Below are 19,354 nucleotides of genomic sequence, written 5' to 3'. Positions count from 1 at the left end.
CAAATGAACCTTGCGCGTTGATCACTGTTACCCGAACCGCCGCCCTCCTTCCGTGAACGTATACTCGTTGACGATGATCCCCTCCTCGATGGCCTCGTCCGAGGTAAGGTGGTCGTATTCGGCTTCAAGCTGGCGGTAGAGCCAGCGGGCCAGATCGCGCAGCGCCTCGGTCACGAGCTCCTCGGCGTCCTCGGTCGGCGGCTGCCACCTCGGGCTGTCCCGCGTGACGTCGATCGACATGGTGTATTCATGGTAGTAGCGGCCACGGTGGCTGGCCTCGGCGGCGAGTTGGTAGAAGTTTCGCCGCTGGATGGCCTGCAGACGGTCGGCGATGCCATGCAGCGTCGCGTCGGTCGGGGCGTAGTCCCGGATGCGCGTGGCCGCGCCCTTGGCGTGGGACCAGTAGCCCTCGAAGCAGGCGCCGTCGCCCTGGCTCCAGAAACCGGAAAACCAGATGCAAGGCTTGGCCCGCGCCCCGCCACCCATCAGGCGGACGGCGGTGGTCTTCAGGCAGATGCCGAGGATTTCGCAGACCCGCTCGAAATCCTCATAGACCGCATCCCACCAGTCGTCGTGGGGTCCAAGGTCGCGATACCAGTTGCGGGCCTTCTCCTTGGCGGCATCCGAGAGTTCGGGGAACTGGTAGACGGTGGTGCAGATCACCTCAGGCATCGATGTCCTCCCCGTTCAATGCGGCGGCCAGCCATTCTTGCGTGCTGGACCAGCCGATGGATTTGCGCGCACCGAGATCGATGACATGCGCGCCGCCACCAAAGGCGTCGAGTCGTGGCCGAGAGCAGGTCAGAGAATACTGGAACCCCCAAGGGCCGGTGAGGTCGAGCTCTTCAGCAAGACGCAGGACGAAGCGGATGACGGCTTCGACATCGCCGTTCCCGTCATCATGGATCCAGAGGCTGCTGCCCTCGGGCGCGTCCTGGCGCATGAGATCGAAGCCCGCGACATCCGGGTCGTCGGCGTCCTGATCCGCAGCGCGCAGTTCCTGGAACAGCGCGAGTGCACGGGCAGCCTTGTCGGGGCTGCCGACGTCGAGCAGGCACGAGAAATGGGTGAAGTAATCTGCCATGGGAACCTCCTTAATGGGGAAGACCCGGCCAAGAGGCCGGGTACTGAATCGGGATGAAGGGTCGGCCGGGAGCGATCAGCCGATCGACGTGTCGTCTGCCGCCTTTCGTGCGGCATGCGCGCAGAGCATTTGCCGGTAGAAACGCTTGCGCGCGGTCCGGAGGCCGCAAACAGCGCGTGTGTCGGGGTGCAGCGCCCGGGCCGCCGCGCGCAGGACGGCAAAGGACGAAGCGGTCGCTGGCAGCCCGAGGCGCTGATAGGCTGGGTCGGTCATGTCAGGTAACCTCGACCACGGGCGAGGCGAGATGCGGATCGACTTGTGCCTCGATCCGTTCGGCCCGGCCCATCCAGGGTTCGGGCCGGATCGCCTTTACCCAGTCGGCGAAGCTCGGGATGAAGCCGAGGTCTTCCTTCACATGCTGTTCCCCGACCCAGCGGGTCGGGATGATGCGCCCGGTCGAGAGCGTGAGGGTCTGCCCGAAAATCGTCTCGGCCATGAAGATGCCCTCGGCATGGTGGCGTAAAGCCCGGTGCCGGAAGTCCGCAGTAATCTCCTTGCTCTGGTCGAACCAGGCATGCACCGCCATGAAATCGTCGACCGTGCCGCCCCATTTTTTCACCGAGGACAGGGCGTGGTGATAGGGATGTGCCATCGCCGCCCCCTCAGAAATCGTGTGTGTAGAGTTCAGACGAGGTGAAGCGCTCGTTGAACTCAAGGTGGATGCAGCGGGCGGCCGCGTCGAAGCAGAACTCGCCCCAGGCACCGTCGTTGTTCTCCCAGCCACCATGGGTGTCGGAGAGGAAGTCGTAGGCCAGTTGCTCGACGACATCTTCGAGCGAGAGCTGCCGCATCTCGACCTCGGGGTCGTCCGAGGTCAGCGCGGCGTAGTCGATCTCGGTCGCGGGGAAATCGACGGCGGTCTCCCCGGACCACGCGCCGATGCTTTCGATCTGGCCGCTGTCCCCGGCCCCATCGAAGGTCACGGTCACATGGGTGATGCCCGCGGCAGTCAGAGCATCGAAGAGGCGCTCCTTGTTGGCCGGACGCAAAGCTGCGATCCGCGCGTCTCGCTCGGCCTGCCGGGCCAGCACGGCGGTGAAATCGATCCTGGACGGCGCCATCGGCGCGGCCAGGGTGGGTTCGATCTTGGACATTGGAAACTCCGAAATGAGGGAAAGGATCTGAACCCCGAGGCTCTCTCTCGTCCTCCTAGGCTCACATCCTCCCCTGCCCTTCTCTGACTCTCGGGCGTCACGCCGCGATCTGCAGGGCGCGAGACGCGAAGACACGCCAGAGCGGATCGACAAGACGGGCATCGAGAACGTCGGCGTGGTGCCGCAGCCGTCGCGCGAGGCTATGTTCATGCCACTCGGCCGCCCGCATGGCCTGCGCGCGGGTCTGGCTGGCCTCGGACACGACGGCGCGGGCTTCGGCGGCATCCGAGACCGGGTGGCACCATGCGACCCCGCCATCACAGGTAGCTCCGGCCAGAACGAGACGGCCCTCCCGATCGAGGATTGCCAGGATGCGCGGAGCGTCTTCAGGTGTGATATCTTCGGCGTGAACGATTGCCCCCTGCATGGCCTCGGCCAGCGTGGCAAACCGCTCCAGTACCTTGGGGTGTGCCTGCCCGGACATGAGAGCTGCGGGCGCATGGCAAGCCGTCGTGAGTGCGAACGGCAAGTCTTGATCTGCAAAAACGGTCAGGAGGCTCGGCGGCAAACCTGTTTTCTGCGTTTCCGGCTGAGTTTGGAGAGGAAGGTCGAACATGGGCATATCTCCGACGGTGCGGAGAGCCTCTCTCCCCGCTTCAAACCGTCAAAGACCAAACCACCCCCTCGGACTCTCTGTCGCTGAACGGGTCGATCATTTCGGCGTTGGTAAATCGCTCCATCGAACCCGCAAGTAGCGCCCTTCGCGCTTTGGGAGATCTTTTCGGTCGATCATCCGACCCGAGACCTGAAAATCCTCGTTGATCTTTACAACCAAGAGCTTGTTGAAATGCCCATTTGTATCGACCACAACCACATCCTTTGTCTTGAATGGCGTAATGGTTTTGACCTCGACATGATCATTGCCAAGTCTTCCGTCAGCACCCTGGGCATAGGTCTTGTTCAGCTTGATACCATACGTGATAGCACCAAACAGCTCACCGATATCGCCGTAGACAGAGAGGTGAAGGCCGGTCTCGAGGTGGTAGCTTTCCGCGAGGGACAGGAGATCCTCAAAATATGGGATCATAGACCTAATCGCGTTCGGGTATTTTGCGCCCCACTCCTTGTAGCGAAGCTGCTCGTCGATTTCCGACCAGGTAACCCATTCGCCGTCATCATAAAATGCACGATCTGACCAATCGATTTCTTCCATGCGCGTACTTCCAACACCTAAACATTTCGGGCACGGTAGCAGATCGATGAAACAGGAACGAGACCGGAGGCGATATCGCCTCCGGTCGCCACATTAGCCAACGCGGTCGAGGAGCTTCTTGGCGCGCCCTTCCATGTCGAGGCGTGCATCCTGCTGAGTCTTGTCGCGAGCGAGCCGCGTGATGCCCTGCACGAAATCGAAGATGCTCTCGGGCGGGCGGCCTTCCTCCATCAGCACCTTCTCGATGATCTTGCCGGATTCGGCCTTCGAGAAACCGCGCTTGCGCAGGAAATCCGCGCGGTCCGCGTCGCTGCGCGCCACGATCTGCTGGCGCGCCGCCTTGATGCCGTTCACGAACCCCTGCGGCGAGGAATTGGCAAACCGCGTCAACGCGGGCGCGGCCTCATGTGCGAAGCGCGAAGCGGCGTATTTCGAGTGACGGATCTTGATCTCCTGGAAATCCTCGACGCCCCAGAGGTTGCGGTTCTGGCACACCGCCCGCAGATAGAAGCTCGCCATGCCGAGGGTCTTCGCGCCCACCTCGGAATTCCAGCAATAGAAGCCCCGGAAATAGAGATCGGGGGAGCCGTCCGCCAGCTTGCCCGCCTCGATCGGGTTGCGATCATCGACCAGGAACAGGAAGACATCGCGGTCCGAGGCGTAGAGCGTGGTCGTGTCGCGGCTGATTTCGACATCGGGGTTGTAGACCCCGGTCGACCAATCCAGCACACCCGGTACCTTCCAGCGCGTATCGCCCGTGCCATTGCCCGCGATGCGCTGAACCGCCTCGACAAGCTCGAAGTCATGGATGCGGCCGTAGTCGGGACCGGTCACGGCGCGCAGTTCCGTGCGGCCATCCTCGGTCTCGAAGGTCTTCACCTGCTCGGCGCGGTGGTTGGTCAAACCGTATTGCAGGTTGATCCCCGCCAGAGGCGCGGGAAGCTGCCGCAGGTAGGATGCCGGGGCACCGACGATGCTGGCAAGCTGGCCGAAGGCCCAGTGCGTGGGTGCGATCGGCTCATGCGCTTTCGGCAGGACCAAGTGCAGCCGCTCTGCACTGTCGCGCGCTGCCTCGACACGGATGTCGGCGGTTTGCACCACCCGGCTGCGGCTGCGCTCAGAGCGACCCTTCACATTGGCCCAGAGATCGTCGAGCGACAGGTACCGCTCGTCATCCGGCCTGTTGAACCATTCGGACGACACCCGCCCATTCCGGTCACCCCGGCTCACATCCACTTTCCAGCCACCAGCCCGCGTCGGCTGTACCGCATCCAGAACTTCCACAACGCCCATCGGCATTCCTCCGCGACAGGCGCCGGGAGCCACTCTCCCAGCCCTCAACCCGTCACCGGGAAACCGGCCAACCTCAAACTCTCTCGGGCAAACGGCGCTAAGTCGGAGGCGCCGCACGCCCGCAACTCGCTGGTGTTGACCTGCGTTCAAAAATGGCAGAGGTTAAACAAGGCCTTTCTCGCAGGCCGGTGTGCCCGCCACGCGAAGCTTTGCAGCGATCTTAATTTCGAACAGCAGACCTCATGCCATCGGCGGGTCTGATTAGCAGCGGGCACCTAGTCAGATCCGGCTTGGACATGGATCATGACAGAGAACACTAAGCTCAAGACTTTGAAACTACTGGCGAAGCGTTACGCTAGGGCGACGGGTCAACCACAGCACGTAGCGCTCGACTTTGTTGCCAGTCGAATGGGCTTTGCTCATTGGAATGCGTTGACAGGCAGCGCCAAAGGAGAGTGGGTTCCCTCCGAAGCACAAGTTGCCACGATCAAGGCCTTCGTGGAACGGATCACTTCCTACGAGGGTGCGACCTTCGACCATATCTTCGGAAGCCCCGATGCCGTCACTCGAGGAGAAGTACGGGGGCATCCATACGAACTGAAAACAATGCTTGGTGACGTCCGCATGGATGGTGAGGGTTGGCAGATCGTGCTGCCAGAAAACCCTTTGGCCGCCCCTCGTGTCGAGATCGACATCAAGCATGCCCAGACCAGCCCGATGAACGATCGCGTGCTACGTGAAGAAGCCATCGGGATTGCGAGGGAATTGATGCAGAGCGTCAAGGCGCAGCGATTTGCCGATTGGCCACGGCGCGCCACAAAGCCGGATGCGGAAGGAAATGTGCGGCACCCGTTCTTGGAGATGGAGGAATCGAACCTCTGGTACTGCCTTCACTGCAACTCAGAGATCACCGGCCCACAGATCGCTGGAAACCAATGGCACTGTCCCAGCTGCGGCGCATCACCAATCAACATTCTTCCAGAAGCCTTCTGGCTGGGACCGAACGATGAAAAACCAGTGCCAGTCCAATCCCGCGCCGAAAGGCAAGAGATTGAACCCATCGTGTCAGTTATAGATCCGCGGCCAAGGCTTGACCTCAACAATGACCAGGTGACCCATTTGATCCGGGCTGCCCTGTTCGAGGATGCGACCAATGCCAGCGAACGCATGGGAGCAAGTCTGGCCGAAATCTGGGTTGATGACGATCTCGACGTGGTTGTTTCCTTCGAGGATCACTACTGGCCCGAGGACAAGGAGCCGACCGCTGCGATCAAAGTGGCCGCACTGCTTGGGATCGAGATTGAGTTGGAAGTTACTTGGTCGGATCCGTTGTTCGCATGGCCCGGTTTGGGCACCGTGACCCAGAGCACGGCCGAATATACGCGGTTGATGCTCGACGCGTATCGCAGTCACGGCGCGACCAGAACCAAAGACGAAATCTAGCTCGTGCGCATGTTGAACAATTAGGCGCATTCAAGGCGCTCAGCACCGGAAGGCAAGCGTGGGTGCCTTTTCCAGTGGCCCGAAGAGACTTTTAGCCCGGCGGTTTAACCCGCCGGGCCCGAGGGGGAGACCCCGTTCCTCAGAACGGGATCTCGTCGTCGCGGTCGACCAGCTCGGGGTTTTCGTTCTCGGCCGACTTCGGACGGCTCAGGAAGTCGACCTTCTCGGCGATGATCTCGCAGCCGTAGCGGTCGTTCCCCATGCTGTCGATCCACTTGGTGTAGTGAATGCGACCGTGGACGAGGACCTTCATGCCCTTTTCGCAATGCTCCGCGACCGTCTTGCCGAGACCGTTGAAGCAGGTGATGCGGTGCCATTCGGTGTCCATGACACGGTAGCCGTTCTCGTCGCGCATCACACGGCCTTCCGAGAGGCGGGGGCGCGAGGTGGCGAGGCTGAAGTTGGTGATCTTGGTGCCGCTCTGGGTGGTGCGGACTTCGGGGGTCTGACCGATGTTGCCGGCGAGGATGACGATGTTCTGCATGATAAGCTCCTGTGTTTCCTGTCTTCGGGACCGTCCCTTCGACAAGACCCTGAAAAAGCCCGTCGGGTGACGCGTGCACGGTGGACAGCATGGACACCGGACACCCCCAGAGGACCGGGGTGGAGCGGGCAGGACGCCAAAGGCGGCCAACACGGCCCGGACTGACGCGGGGTTGCGCGCAGGAGATCGAACGGGATTAGGGGATTGTCAGTCGAAGGGATGGCCCAGGAGACAGAGAGATACGGGGAGCCCATGCCAGACCATGTCCCCTTGCCCATCGGGACTGTTTGACCCAAAGCCCAGCACGCCGCTAGCGGCCCAAGTGGCTATCACCGGCTCTCGCCCCCCTGCCCTTCCGTGCTGCGGAATGCAGGGCCTTGCCGCGACGGGCTATCGATACCGGAATATTCAGGACACGGACCGCACCAACGGCTGCTTTCGATCTCGACGTACTGTCGCTCAGCGAGCTGAAGAAAATGCAGAATGACGTCGCCAAAGCGATTGCCACATTCGAAGATCGGCACAAGGTGGAAGCCCGCGCCAACGTGGAAGCTTCCGCCCGAGACCTCGGCTACTCCCTAGCCTACGGCGACCCCGAACAGCGCACCGACTCCAGCGGTCGCCGCCATGGCGAGTGCACCCCAGAGCGTGACCCTTGCAGCACCTCGAATAACACCAGCACCGCCAGCAGAAGCGCCTAATCCACCAAGAACCGCGAGGCCGAGGATCGTCGACACGGCGACCAAGAAAACGATCCGTGCATCCGGGACGACCAGTACGACGATCAAGGGCAGCACCGCACCCACGGCGAAGGTCAGCGCCGACACCAAGGCGGCCTGGATCGGGCGGGCTGTCACGGTCTCGGAGATGCCAAGCTCGTCGCGGGCATGCGATCCGAGCGCGTCACGTTCGGTCAGTTGCACGGCCACCTTTTCGGCAAGGTCTCGGTCCAGCCCTCGCTCGACATAGATTTGGGTAAGTTCTTCGAGTTCGGCCTCGGGTGTTTCCGCCAGTTCGCGGGTCTCGCGCGCAAGGTCAGCGTTTTCCGCGTCAGTCTGAGAACTGACTGAGACGTACTCGCCTGCCGCCATGGACATCGCGCCGGCCACGAGGCCAGCCAGCCCCGCTATAAGGACCTCCGGCTTTCCCGATCCTGCTGCGGCGACGCCGACCACGAGGCTTGCCGTCGACACCAGCCCGTCGTTCGCGCCGAGAACGGCGGCCCGCAGCCAGCCGATGCGATGCACCATGTGGATTTCGGAATGCGAGAGGCGGCTCATGGCGTGGCTCCTTGCGCGATGTCATCCTGCCCGGAGGAGACAGCCTTTGGTTTCGGAATAGTGGGTTCATGGGGCGCGATGCGCAGCGCGCGGAGGGCGTTCAGGATCACTGCAACGTCGATGACCTCCTGCAGGAGCGCCCCCTGCACCGGAGTGAGATAGCCGAAAGCCGCCGCGATCATGCCCATGACCGAAAGGCCGATCCCGGCGACAACGCTTTCGACAGCGATGCGGCGCGCGCCGCGCGCGATCTCGATCCCTGGCCCGAGGCGGTCGATACGGTCGACAAGCAGCACGACATCCGCCGCCTCCGCCGAGGCCGCCGCGCCCCGTGCGCCCATGGCGACGCCCACGTCTGCCGCTGCGAGCGCGGGCGCGTCGTTGACCCCGTCGCCCACCATCATCACCGGGCCGTTCTTGCGCTCGGTGAGAACGAGCAACACTTTCTGGTCCGGTGTCAGCCCGGCCCGCAGACCGTCGAGCCCAAGCCCTTCGGTGACACGCTCGGCCACGTCAGCGCGGTCTCCGGTCGCGAGCAGGATACGCGCGATCCCCTCGCGCCGCAGCCCGTCCAGCATCTGGCCCGCGCCGTCGCGCAGGGGATCGGACATGACGAGATGCCCTACCATGTGCCCGTCGACCGCGACAGCAACGAGGACCGAACCAGCGGCGATGGCGGAATGATCGCCGGGCCGCCGTCCGACGCGGGATGCGACGAAGGCATCCCCGCCGACGATGATCTTCCGGCCTTCGACATAGCCGACGACGCCTTCGCCCGGAATCTCCGCCACGTCTGACGGAACGGGTAGAGAGAAGCCCCGCTCCTTCGCGGCGGCGACGACGGCCTGTGCCACTGGGTGCTTGGAGGCCTGATCGAGGGATGCCGCAAAGAGCAGGATGTCGTCCTCGTCCATGCCATCCGCACTATTTATCGACACGATCTTCGGGCGGCCATCCGTCAGCGTTCCGGTTTTGTCGAGGATGAGCGTGCGGATCCGCGCCATCGTTTCGAGTGGCCCCGCGCCCTTGATCAGCACGCCGAAATGCGCGGCTCGCGACAGGCCCGCGACCAGCGCCACAGGAACGGCGAGGATCAGCGGACAGGGCGTCGCCACGACCAGAACGGCGACGGCCCGGATGGGGTCGCCGGTGAACCACCAGGCAGCGAAGGCTATGGTCACGGTGACGGCCAGGAATCCCAGAGACCATCGGTCGGCCAGCCGTGACATCGGTGCCTTGGACGCCTGCGCCTCCTCGACCAGTCTGACGATTCCGGCATAGGTGCTGTCCTTGGCCTCGCGGGTCGCCGTGACGTCGAAAGCCTCGCCTGCATTGGTAGAGCCGCTCATGGCCTCGGCCCCGCGTGCAAGCCGCACCGGTAGCGACTCGCCGGTCAGCGCCGAAGTATCGACAAAGGCCGCGTCAGAGGCCACCGTGCCGTCCACCGGCACCACGTCGCCCTGACGGATCAGCAGCCGATCGCCGGGAGCGATTTCCTCAAGCGGTATATCTTCGAGGCCGCCATTGCGATGCCGTGTCGCTGTCCGCGGAACTCGGGACAACAGGTCGTGCATCTCGTGCCGGGCGCGGCCTTCTGCGAAGCTTTCGAGGAAGGTGCCACCGGAATACATCACCGCGACGACCGCCGCGGCGAGAGTCTCACCGAAGACGAGCGCGGCAGTCATCGACAGCGCTGCGACGATATCGAGGCCCACCTCGCCGCGTCCAATGCTGCGCAGGATCTCGACTGTGAGCGCGGCAAGGGCTGGAACAACCCCGGCGAACCAGACGATGTTCGCGATGTCGCGCCTGCCAGCGAAATAGAATGCAAGACCCGCGATCAGACCAATCACGGCCAGAAGCAGAATTGCGGTCTTGAAGCGATCGGTGCGGGTCTGGTCCATTCGGCTTATCTCCCCTCTGCTGGGGTCATCGCCGCTGGCTCTTCGGAAAAAAGTCGTCCGACTCCTACGCCCCTCGCGCTCCCTGCATCGTCGCGCAGGAGGAACAGGGCGTCAAGCCCTTGTTTTCTTGCGAGTTTCGCTCCTTTGTCGAGACCGAGCACCATAAGCACCGTTGCCCAGGCATCGGCCTCGGCACAGCTGCGGGCAACGACGGTGACGGAGGCAGGCGACGCGATCAGCGGCGCGCCGCGTCTCGGATCCATTGTGTGCGAGAGACGGCGACCCTGCACCTCGACCCAGTGGCGGTAGTCGCCCGAGGTCGCGACGGCCGCGTCCTGCAGCGCGAGGATTGAATGCGGCCTTCGGCGCTCGGAGTCCGGCGCCTCGACCGCGATGGTCCAGGCCTCGCCGTCTGGCCGCACACCCATCGCCCGCATCTCGCCGTCAATCCCTATGAGTCCGGCGGAAATCCCATGATCGCGCAGGGTCTCGGCCAGGCGGTCGACGCCATAACCCTTGGCGATACCGTTGAGGTCGAGCGCGACGGGCGCGGTCTTGCGAACGTGGTCGCCGTCGAACTCCAGGACTTCATGCGCCGGGCAACGAGGGTTTTTCATCGCTGCGCGGATGCCATCCGGCGTGACGTCTCCTGGCCCGAAGCCCCAAGCTTTAACCGCGTCGCCCATGCCGATATCGAAGGCCCCGCCGGAGGCGCGCCCGATCTCCAGGCCGAGGCGTATCACCTCGCGCAATCGCGCGGGAACAGCGATCCATTCGCCGACCGGCGCCGCATTGAGCCGCATCAGGTGGCTATCGGGTTTCCAGGTGGACATCTGTGCGTCCACCTCATCGACAGCCGCCTGAAGCGCCACGCGGACCGTGGCCGGGTCGAAGTCCGGTTCCGCGAAGAACAGCGTGGACCAGCGTGTGCCCATGGTCGGTCCGTTCAGCGCGACCTTCACCAGCTCAGTAGACATCTTCGACATACCGCCCCTCCGCCTTCAGGACTGCCGGCGTGAGCCCGGCCGGCGCGAGGATCTCGGCCAGCGTATCGGCCACGCCCGCCGCCATTTCACGACCGCCGCAGACCATCACGCGCGCCCCGTCACGGATCAGTCTGGTGACCTGGGCCGCGTCGTCCCGCAACGCGTCCTGCACGTAGTGCGGATGCTCCACCCGCGAGACCGCCATGACCAGACGCACCAGGCGTTCCTCATCCTGCCAGGCGGGCAGTTCCTCGCCGTAGAAGAAATCGCTTTTGGGATGCCGCATCCCGAAGAAGAGGTGGATGGGCCTGCGGCGCGTGTTGCCGCGCACAAAACCCGCGAGCGGCCCGATGCCGGTCCCCGCGCCGATCAGGATCAGCGGTGCCCGGCTCGGCCCCGGACGGAAGCCAGGGTTGCGGCGGAGGAAGGCGGTGACCGTATCGCCCGGCTCCAGGGCCGTGAGCTGACCCGAGCAGAGACCGCCGGGGTGCTTTTTCACGACGATCTCGATGAAGCCGTCGCAGCGCGCGGAGGCGAGCGAATAGAGCCGCGGGACGGCGCTTCCTTCCGGCAGGACGCCGATCAGGTCACCGGCCTCGAACCGCGCGAAGCCCGCCCCGACCAGCCGCTGCCAGAGCGTGACGCGCGGAAGCGCGAAGCGGAGGATCGCGGTCGGGGCCTGCACCTCGGCGCCGTAGTCGCGGCGCGAGACGAGGGTCAACGTTTCAGTTTTCGGCAAGACGGGCTGGTGCGACAGCTCGAGGTCGATCCTGAGAGCGTCGCCCAGTGCGCGGCCCCAGCGGGCGAAATCCTGCGGCGACTGGCGGTCGATTGTGTCGAAAGCCAGCAGTTCGGGCCAGCCCTTCGCCTCTGCCGCAGTTGCGACGGACTCCGCGTAGGCGCAATAGGCCGGAAAGCTTCTATCGCCGAAGCCGAGCACCGCAAGAGGGATGTCCGCCGCCCGGTCGCACGCGTTCAGCCGGTCGAGAAAGCCCTTCGCCGAGGCGGGCGCCGCGCCGTCGCCATAGGTTGCGGCGAGCAGGATGATCCGCTGGGCCATAGCGTAGCGTTCTGGCGCGAAGGCCGACATCGGTGTTGTGTGTACCTTCTGCCCGGCTTGCGTCAGTGCGGTGTGGAGCGTGCCGCAAATCCCCAGGTGCTGCCGCCCTCGCTGCCGACGAGCAGGATCGTCTCGGCACGTCCCGCGGGCTGATTGCCTCGGATGCGCGGCCGCCCCCTCCGTCCCGCGAGCCAGACGACAACGCCAGTCACGCCCATGGCCGGGACGCCGAGCGCCATCAGGCCCAAAACGAGGCCAAGCGTCGCCGCGCCCTGTCCGGTGTGCAGCATGTAGATGGTTTCCGAAACGCGTTCCCACCCGGTCAGGTCAGTCCAGGCCAGCAGCGCCCCGGTGCCCTGATCGAGATACCCGGTCCCACGGTCGGTCTTCAGCGTGAAGACGTCCGTAGCGTCGCCGGGATAGGGAAAGCTCAGTTCGCGCAACTCGGCGACGGGCGTCTGCTGCAGCGTGGCCATCCGGTCCAGCGCAAACCCCGTCGCTCCACTGACCTCGGTCGGCATGGCCGGGATGGCGCCGCCATCCGGCAGGAGATCGAAGGTCGACGCCGTCATCCAGAGGGCGGTCGTGGAAGACAGAACGAAGCCGACGACGGCGATCCGGGCGATCTCGACGTGCAGCCGCCCGGCAAGCGGTCCGCGCAAGCGCGCGAACCAGTGTCGCCAGCCTCCCGCCCGCCGCGCGACCAGCGCCGCGCCGGAGAGCGAGAGGATCAGCATCGCGGCCGCCCCTGCGGCCATGGCGATGCGGCCGCCGTCCCCGAGGAACAGCGAGCGGTGCAGGTTGGTGAGCCAGCGTTCGGCCTGGTTCGGGTCGGCCGAGGCCACGCCCTCACCCGTCGCCGGGTCGATCACGGCGGCCCCCGGCGCGCCCTGATCGAACCAGTAGGCAGTGATCCGGCCCGAGGGCGACCGGCGGATCTGCTCCACGCCCGGATGGACCGCCCGAATGCGGTCCGCGAGGGCGGCGACCGTGAGCCCGGTCTCCGGCTGCAGGGCGGCAAGCCGTTCGGCCGCAGGGAAGACCGACAGTGCCGCGCCACTCAGCGCGAGAATCGTGACGAGCGCGAGGGCCAGAAGACCCGGCCAGCGATGGAGTGCACGGATCATGGCCCCGATCCTCACATGTCGTAGGCGAAGCTGGCGACGTACCGGCGCCCGCGCACCGGCGTGCCCGCGCCGTCGGTCGTGAGCGGCACCGCCACCTCGTTCGGACTGTCGCGCATGTCCTCGACGGCCGCGTCGATGTGGAGCGTGTAGCCCGCATCGAACAGCGCATCAGCCAGATCAAGCGTGATCTCAAGACTGCGGCCCGCGCCGACGCTGGCCCCGGTAATGCCGTTGACCTGCGCAGTATCGCCGCCCGTGGCACGGTACCAGTCGCTCAGATGCTCGTAGTATTTGGACTTGCCACCAGCCATCCAGAGACTGCCGACATAGGCTCCAGAGGTATCTGTGACGTAGAGCGCAAGATAGGCGCCGTCGCCGCCGTAATTATTGAGCGTTGCGGTCAGTGTCACCGGCCGCGCCATGGCGAGGCTGGGGAGCGTTAGCGCGGTGGTGAGAGCGAGCGTTGCGAGAAGCGATTTCATCGGATGTATCCTTATTCGGAGAGGGGCTTCGGAGCTGTTCAGTTCACCTGAACCTGCGGAGGGGCGCCATTTCCGAAGAGGCCGTTCTGAGGAGGAGCGACCGTTCCAGCGGGCGCGGGATTGCGGGCGCCGCCCCGACAATCGTCGTCGTCATCATCGTCGTCACAGTCATCATCATCATCGTCATTGTCGTGTCCGCGACGCGAACCGTCCCGCCAGCGGTCGTCATCGTCGCTTGCGAGAATGAGAGGCATGTCTTGTGAGGCGTCGTCAAAGAGCGCGGCCACGGGCCGAAGCATGCTGTCGGCCGGGGCCTGCATCGCGCTCCAGGCAGGAACGCCGATGGCGGCGGTCAGCGCCGTTGTCGCTGCGAGAAGGGTCAGGGTCTTTTTCATGGCAAGGTCTCCTTTCGTCTGATGAGACAAATCTGGCGCGTCGACCTGAGGGCTTCCTGACGCCCCAGCGATTCCTCCTTCAGCTTGCCGTCAGGAAAAAAATGGCCCCGCCGATGATGGCGGGGCCAAAAAGATGCGAGCGCAGGCTACAGGGCTGGCATGGCTATGCGCCCTGCCCCGCGTTCAGGCGAATTCGAACTGCTCGAAGCGGACACGGCGAGGCGTTTGGCCTTGTGCTTTCAAGCCCTTGAGAATCCCGTCCTTCAGACCGGTTGGGCCGCAGAACCACAAATCGGCTTGCCGGATCGCGAAAGGGACCGCGCCGATCAGGCGCTCGGCCGTGAGCCTGCCATCGCGCGCCGTGACGACCACCTCGAAACTGAAACTCGGATTGCGGGCGGCCGCAGCGCGCAGCGTCTCCAACCCGATCGCCTCGTCTTGCGTTCGAACACAGTGGACGAGGTGAATGTCGCGCCTTTCCGCCTCCGTCAGGCTTTCCGCCCAGGCGAGGAACGGCGTGATACCTATACCGCCGGCCAGCCAGATCTGGCGCGCACCGCCCTTGCGAAAATCGAACCGCCCATAGGGGCCTTCGACCTGCACGCGCGTTCCGGTCCGCAACGTCGCCGGAAGGCTCCGTGTCCACCCACCCAGAGCCCGGATGGAAAACGTCAGGGAGCCATCAGGGCGCGGGGCACTGGCGATCGTGAAAGGGTGCGGCTCGGACAGTCCAGCTTCCGGCGCTCGAACGAAAGCGAATTGCCCGGGCCGCCACCGCATGGCACGGCCTTTGGGAGTGAGCATCAAGGTGGTCGTGTCACCGGTCTGGCTGATCTGGCTGACAGTGAAGTCTCTACGCCGTAGATGCGGAGCGAGCAACTCGGTGAAGATCCAGGCGACAACTCCGGCGATTCCGAAAGCATTCAGCACCAACATGAATGTCGGGTCCACCCCAGCAGGCATGTCGACAAAAAACTGGTGAAACACCACGATTGCAAAAAGGGCTCCCATGAAACGATGGCTGAACCGCCAGAGCTGATAGGGAATCTCGAGCCCGATGAAGGGCAATCTCCGGAACCAGCTGACAGCGACTAGGGCGAGAAGTGCGTTGAAGGCAAGTTCGCCCGCCTCTTCACCTAGGTCCCCAAGGGAGGTTTCACGCACCAAACGCTCGAAATCCGGCTCTATCTGCTGGTGCAGTATCATCAGGACCATCGCGGAAATGCCGAGCCATTTGTGGACCCGGTACATTCGATCGAGACCGCCGAACAATGGTTCCACCAGTGGCGGCCGTGCGGCGAGGATCAAGGTCTGTGCCATCGCGACAACTGCCGCGGCCCCGACGGCAATACCAAATGCTGCATCCGCACCATAAGGCGCATAGGTGTTCATCCCGAACAGAGCCGCCAGCAGGCATGGCAGCGCCACCAGCACCGGGCCCGTCAGGGCCAGAGGAGAGTTGAGGGAAAGCCGAGGGAGTGTGGGAAGGCCCGGCGCAGAGACATTACCATCACGATGCGCCGTATCAGTCATCGTCGCGTCTCTCGTGATCGCGGTCGCGACGATCATCATCGTCGTCCTCAAACTCGAACTCGATTACTTCCAACGTCGCCGGGTGGACCGTCACCTCGATCGCACGCCCTTGGGCATCCCGGCCGTCAATTTCGTAGCAGCCATCGTCGATCTTGATGCGGCGCACCGCCCAGCCATTTTCCTCGGCAAGACGGGCAACCGCGTCGCGCGGCTGCCAATCAGCCATCGGAACGAAGCAGTCGTCGTCAGCCAGCGCCGCGCCGGCCGGGAAGACCGCGAGAAAGCCGATAATTGTCAATGTCTTCTTCATGGGGCACACTCCTAGTGGCTCGCCTCTTGATGCACTTCATGCGCTGCGAAACTGACGACAGCCTGAACGGGCGCGACCCACAGGCTTCAGCTTCGTGTCAGCCAGACGGATCATGCAGGGACATTAGACAAGAACGGGTACGACCATGCGCATATTGCTGATCGAAGACGACACGACCCTCGGCGCTGCCGTGCGCGACCAGATCGCAGCCGATGGCCAGTCAGTGGATTGGGTTACGCGGTTGGATGCGGCAAGCGATGCCATGGCTGCTACGTCCTACGACTTAATCCTGCTCGACCTGATGCTGCCGGACGGGCGTGGCATCAGGTTCCTCAAGGTTTTGCGCACGCGGGGCGACGTGACGCCGGTCATCATTCTTACCGCACTCGACCAAGTGTCGGACCGCATCGAAGGCCTCAACGCGGGCGCAGACGACTACCTTGTGAAGCCTTTCGACCTGTCGGAACTGTCGGCGCGGATCGGATCGGTCGCGCGGCGCTACAGCGGCAACCCCAACCCGATCCTGACCCACGGACCGCTCGACATCGACCTTGCTGCGCGCAGCGTCCATCGGGATGGCAGACATGTGCCGCTGACGGCGCGGGAATGGGCGCTCTTCGAAGCCTTCCTCGCGCGCCCCGGGCAGCTCCTGTCCAAGGCGCAGTTGGAGGAGAAGCTCTACGCCTTCGACGCCGAGGTCGAGAGCAACACCATCGAGGTCCATGTCAGCCGCCTGCGGAAGAAACTGGGGAGCGCAATCATCGAAACCGAGCGCGGCATGGGCTACCGCCTGGGCAGGCCATGAGGTGGCCCGCAAGCCTTCAGGCGCGGCTCGGCCTATCCGTGGGGCTGGTGCTGACGGTGCTGTGGCTGCTGGCTGCGACGGTGACGGCCGTGATCGTCCGGGCCGAAATGGACGAGGTCTTCGACAGCGCGCTCCGTGAGACAGCGGAGCGGATCCTGCCGCTGGCAGTAACCGACATCGTCGGGCGGGAAGATCAGGGTGTGACCCAGCGGCTCGCCCCGATCCGTGCGCACGACGAGTTCTTCACCTATCTCGTGCGCGATGCCGAAGGCCGCATCCTGCTGCAATCGCATGCGGCGGACCCCACCGTGTTCCCCTCCTATGACGGGCCCGGGTTTCGCCAGACCGCGACGCACCGTCTCTACAGCGACGCGGCGCTTCAGGACACGATCCGCATCACAGTGGCCGAGCCGCTGGCCCACCGCATGTCGGTGGCTCGCGAAATCCAGATGGGTCTCGGCCTGCCCTTGCTGATCGTGCTTCCAGTGGCCTTGATCGCGATCATCCTGGCAGTTCGCTTCAGCCTTGATCCTCTGCGCCGGTTCCGCGCGCGGCTGGAAGCACGTGGCGCTCGCGACCTTTCGCAGGTTCCTCACGAGGGGCTTCCAACTGAAATCGGCCCGTTGGCTGATACGCTGAACAGCCTGCTGGCCAGATTACGTGAGGCGTTCGAGGCCGAGCGAAGCTTCGCCGCGAACGCCGCTCACGAGTTGCGCACACCACTCGCGGGAGCGATCGCGCAGGCGCAGAGGCTCAGGTCGGAAACCAAGGACCGAGCGGCTGCACAACGTGCGACCGACATCGAGGAGACGCTGAAAAGGCTGACGCGACGCACAGAACGCATGATGCAACTCGCGCGGGCAGAAGGCGGGCGATTGAGGATGGACAAAAGCTCGGATCTGAGGGGCGTTGCGAGAATTGTGGTGGACGATATTGGCCGCACGGGCACGCCAGATCGTATCAGGCTAAATCTTCCCGACATGGCTGTCATGTCAGATCTTGATCCCGACGCCTTCGCCATTCTGTGCCGGAACCTCGTGGAAAACGCTCTTCGTCATGGGGGACAGACTACCCCGGTCGACGTCACGCTGACCGCATCTGGCCAGTTCACCGTGGCAAATGACGGCCCTGTCGTGCCAGGCGAAACGCTCGACCGGCTGACAGCGCGTTTCGAGCGGGCCTCTGCCACCTCCGACGGCAGCGGCCTGGGTCTTGCCATCGTCGCCGCAATCGCAGAGCGGATCAGCAGCCGCCTTGTCCTTCAATCGCCGCGGCCGGGCCGGACCACAGGTTTTCAAGTATCGCTCAGGTTGCCGATAGACGACAGCGAGTGACAGCGACATCCACTTTGGTTCCCAAAGGGTCAAATGCAGCCTTGGGATCAAGATCATCAGGGCCTGGCCTGGCGCGTCGGTTACCGTGCTATGCAGCGTCACGCTCGGAAAGGCAGCGCACAGCGCCAGCAGCCTGTTCGGAATGGACCCCGCGCTGATGAACGTCATGTAACCAGCGCTCACCATGAGGGTGACCGCTGTTTCCAGCATATAGGGATGGTCGACGAAAAGGCTTCCCGAACATGGTAGAAGCAGACTGTCGGAAGCGATTGTTAGCCGACTGACTATCCCCGGTCACGGGGGCATTACTAGGCCCAGGTGCACACCTGTGCCACGCCTGGGCCCTCGGGAAGTGAGGCCGAAGCTTCACCCGAACGGGTCGTATTCCGAGACGATCACGACCTCGTCTCCGTCGATTTCGTCGGCGGGGACGGCGCCGAAGGTTCCATCTCCTGCCTGGAAAACGACGATCGAGACCATGAGCGTGGCGGCGAGGGAAGCGGCGAAGGCGTGAGCATCTTTGCGGGACATATGTTTGGCTCCTGTCTTGGAGGCGGAGGACCATCCCCCGCGCGACAGGACCCCGCAGGCCCGAAGACTGGCTGACATCACCGGGTGCGTTCGGCTCGTCCGAATCCACCCGGCGGCACGGGCTCGCCCGTAGTCCGACCCCTCGCGGGTTGATCTCGAAGACGGGATTCGGGGCAAGGAAGGGAATGGCGAGCGGGGGATGGTCCTCCGCTGACTGGAGCCTGGTGTTCCGCTGATGCTATCGCTGCCAGCCTCCCGGGCAGGCTCTTGGGTGAAGATCTCTTCCCGTGATGGATTGGATCCTATGGTGCCCCGCGATCTCGCGGGAGAGAGTCGTGATGGGTGAGAGGCCCGCGCTTTGGCGGGCCCCTTGGGTTTTACAGGCTCAGGCGGCGAGTTCTGCGTTCCCTGCCCTATCGCCGTCCTCGCTGCCGACGATCTCGAGTCGCGCGTTGCGATAGCCTTCTCTTGCGATCCAGAGTTCGGCAGCCGTGACAGACTCGGCCAGGTGGAGCAGCTCCGTGCAACCGCCGAAATCCAACAGGACACGCACCTGCCCGGGCTGTGGTTCCTCAGCGACCTCGAAGGTCAACGCACTGTCAGCCGAATGCGTTCGCATGATGGTGACGAGAATGACCCCGTCCGAGGAGAAGTTCCCCTCGTGCAGCGTGAACGACGCTGGCGCCGTCCAGGTTGGATAGGGTCGCTGCGGCTCCTTCTTGACGAGACGGCCGACGCCGTTCGAGCGCTCCCAGGCCGCGAGCTTCTTCGTGAACCGCGCGGGCGGTTTGGGACTGCCGTCCGTATAGCGAATGAGCGCCCCCAGGGGCGCAGTGTCGAAAATGGTGGTTGCAGACATGATTCCTCATCCTGAAT

At 64.0% G+C, this 19,354-nt stretch carries 21 protein-coding genes and 1 pseudogene; 3 read left to right on the top strand and 19 right to left on the bottom strand.

What is annotated here, in order from left to right; all coding sequences use genetic code 11:
- Positions 1-27: 27 nt before the first annotated feature.
- The 8 genes from BMI86_RS20205 to BMI86_RS20170 form a co-directional block, all read right to left on the bottom strand.
- Positions 28-672 (bottom strand): hypothetical protein, encoded by a 645-nt coding sequence (locus BMI86_RS20205; protein ID WP_043872315.1) that lies wholly within the window; start codon positions 670-672, stop codon positions 28-30.
- Positions 665-1,084, bottom strand: coding sequence for a hypothetical protein (locus BMI86_RS20200; RefSeq protein WP_074855011.1), 420 nt, complete (start codon positions 1,082-1,084; stop codon positions 665-667). The genes BMI86_RS20205 and BMI86_RS20200 overlap by 8 nt, the downstream gene beginning before the upstream one ends.
- 75 nt (positions 1,085-1,159) lie before the next feature.
- Complete coding sequence (locus BMI86_RS20195) at positions 1,160-1,357, bottom strand: hypothetical protein (protein ID WP_038070038.1); 198 nt, start codon at positions 1,355-1,357, stop codon at positions 1,160-1,162.
- Between the two features lies 1 nt (position 1,358).
- Positions 1,359-1,736 (bottom strand): hypothetical protein, encoded by a 378-nt coding sequence (locus tag BMI86_RS20190; protein ID WP_038070035.1) that lies wholly within the window; start codon positions 1,734-1,736, stop codon positions 1,359-1,361.
- A 10-nt stretch (positions 1,737-1,746) separates the two neighbouring features.
- Positions 1,747-2,238, bottom strand: a complete 492-nt coding sequence (locus BMI86_RS20185; protein ID WP_078542904.1) for a DUF6878 family protein — start codon at positions 2,236-2,238, stop codon at positions 1,747-1,749.
- Positions 2,239-2,335: 97 nt separating this feature from the next.
- Positions 2,336-2,854: a hypothetical protein gene (locus tag BMI86_RS20180; protein WP_038147455.1), complete on the bottom strand. Its 519-nt coding sequence runs from the start codon at positions 2,852-2,854 to the stop codon at positions 2,336-2,338.
- A gap of 96 nt (positions 2,855-2,950) precedes the next feature.
- The gene (locus BMI86_RS20175) at positions 2,951-3,451 is read right to left on the bottom strand and encodes a hypothetical protein (protein ID WP_038147453.1); all 501 of its coding nucleotides are present in this window, start codon (positions 3,449-3,451) and stop codon (positions 2,951-2,953) included.
- Between the two features lie 93 nt (positions 3,452-3,544).
- Complete coding sequence (locus tag BMI86_RS20170) at positions 3,545-4,744, bottom strand: hypothetical protein (protein WP_038147531.1); 1,200 nt, start codon at positions 4,742-4,744, stop codon at positions 3,545-3,547.
- A 303-nt stretch (positions 4,745-5,047) separates the two neighbouring features.
- On the opposite strand from BMI86_RS20170, the gene BMI86_RS20165 reads away from it, so the two are divergent.
- Positions 5,048-6,187 (top strand): hypothetical protein, encoded by a 1,140-nt coding sequence (locus BMI86_RS20165; protein ID WP_246831779.1) that lies wholly within the window; start codon positions 5,048-5,050, stop codon positions 6,185-6,187.
- A 139-nt stretch (positions 6,188-6,326) separates the two neighbouring features.
- Here the strand turns inward: BMI86_RS20165 and BMI86_RS20160 are convergent, their stop codons facing one another.
- From BMI86_RS20160 to BMI86_RS20115, 9 genes and pseudogenes are all read right to left on the bottom strand, one after another.
- Positions 6,327-6,731: a single-stranded DNA-binding protein gene (locus BMI86_RS20160; RefSeq protein WP_008335991.1), complete on the bottom strand. Its 405-nt coding sequence runs from the start codon at positions 6,729-6,731 to the stop codon at positions 6,327-6,329.
- Between the two features lie 578 nt (positions 6,732-7,309).
- Positions 7,310-8,011, bottom strand: coding sequence for a VIT family protein (locus BMI86_RS20150; protein ID WP_038070015.1), 702 nt, complete (start codon positions 8,009-8,011; stop codon positions 7,310-7,312).
- The gene (locus BMI86_RS20145) at positions 8,008-9,915 is read right to left on the bottom strand and encodes a heavy metal translocating P-type ATPase (RefSeq protein ID WP_038147445.1); all 1,908 of its coding nucleotides are present in this window, start codon (positions 9,913-9,915) and stop codon (positions 8,008-8,010) included. The genes BMI86_RS20150 and BMI86_RS20145 overlap by 4 nt, the downstream gene beginning before the upstream one ends.
- 5 nt (positions 9,916-9,920) lie before the next feature.
- Positions 9,921-10,901 carry an FAD:protein FMN transferase gene (locus tag BMI86_RS20140; protein WP_038147442.1) on the bottom strand — a complete coding sequence of 327 codons (981 nt, stop codon included), beginning with the start codon at positions 10,899-10,901 and terminating at the stop codon, positions 9,921-9,923.
- Positions 10,882-13,088: pseudogene (locus BMI86_RS20135) on the bottom strand (PepSY domain-containing protein). Before BMI86_RS20135 ends, BMI86_RS20140 begins: the two are co-directional and overlap by 20 nt.
- An 11-nt stretch (positions 13,089-13,099) precedes the next feature.
- Positions 13,100-13,570 carry a DUF2271 domain-containing protein gene (locus BMI86_RS20130; RefSeq protein ID WP_038147438.1) on the bottom strand — a complete coding sequence of 157 codons (471 nt, stop codon included), beginning with the start codon at positions 13,568-13,570 and terminating at the stop codon, positions 13,100-13,102.
- Between the two features lie 38 nt (positions 13,571-13,608).
- Complete coding sequence (locus BMI86_RS20125) at positions 13,609-13,965, bottom strand: hypothetical protein (RefSeq protein WP_038147435.1); 357 nt, start codon at positions 13,963-13,965, stop codon at positions 13,609-13,611.
- Between the two features lie 183 nt (positions 13,966-14,148).
- Complete coding sequence (locus BMI86_RS20120) at positions 14,149-15,534, bottom strand: ferredoxin reductase family protein (protein ID WP_038147432.1); 1,386 nt, start codon at positions 15,532-15,534, stop codon at positions 14,149-14,151.
- Positions 15,491-15,808: a PepSY domain-containing protein gene (locus BMI86_RS20115; RefSeq protein WP_038068680.1), complete on the bottom strand. Its 318-nt coding sequence runs from the start codon at positions 15,806-15,808 to the stop codon at positions 15,491-15,493. The genes BMI86_RS20120 and BMI86_RS20115 overlap by 44 nt, the downstream gene beginning before the upstream one ends.
- Positions 15,809-15,953: 145 nt before the next feature.
- Here BMI86_RS20115 and BMI86_RS20110 point away from each other — a divergent pair, with 145 nt between their 5' ends.
- The gene (locus BMI86_RS20110) at positions 15,954-16,613 is read left to right on the top strand and encodes a response regulator transcription factor (protein WP_078542903.1); all 660 of its coding nucleotides are present in this window, start codon (positions 15,954-15,956) and stop codon (positions 16,611-16,613) included.
- Positions 16,610-17,947 carry an ATP-binding protein gene (locus BMI86_RS20105; RefSeq protein WP_054540795.1) on the top strand — a complete coding sequence of 446 codons (1,338 nt, stop codon included), beginning with the start codon at positions 16,610-16,612 and terminating at the stop codon, positions 17,945-17,947. Before BMI86_RS20110 ends, BMI86_RS20105 begins: the two co-directional genes overlap by 4 nt.
- 366 nt (positions 17,948-18,313) lie before the next feature.
- On the opposite strand, the gene BMI86_RS21360 is transcribed toward BMI86_RS20105, so the two are convergent.
- Together BMI86_RS21360 and BMI86_RS20100 are read right to left on the bottom strand one after the other, a co-directional pair.
- Positions 18,314-18,478 (bottom strand): hypothetical protein, encoded by a 165-nt coding sequence (locus BMI86_RS21360; RefSeq protein ID WP_007803240.1) that lies wholly within the window; start codon positions 18,476-18,478, stop codon positions 18,314-18,316.
- A 385-nt stretch (positions 18,479-18,863) separates the two neighbouring features.
- A complete protein-coding gene (locus tag BMI86_RS20100; protein WP_078542902.1) occupies positions 18,864-19,337 on the bottom strand; it encodes a hypothetical protein in 474 nt (157 codons plus the stop codon).
- Between the last annotated feature and the right edge of the window lie 17 nt (positions 19,338-19,354).

The organism is Thioclava sp. DLFJ5-1, assembly GCF_002020115.1.
Classification (GTDB): domain Bacteria; phylum Pseudomonadota; class Alphaproteobacteria; order Rhodobacterales; family Rhodobacteraceae; genus Thioclava; species Thioclava sediminum.
This window is presented reverse-complemented; position numbering and strand designations above follow the sequence as displayed.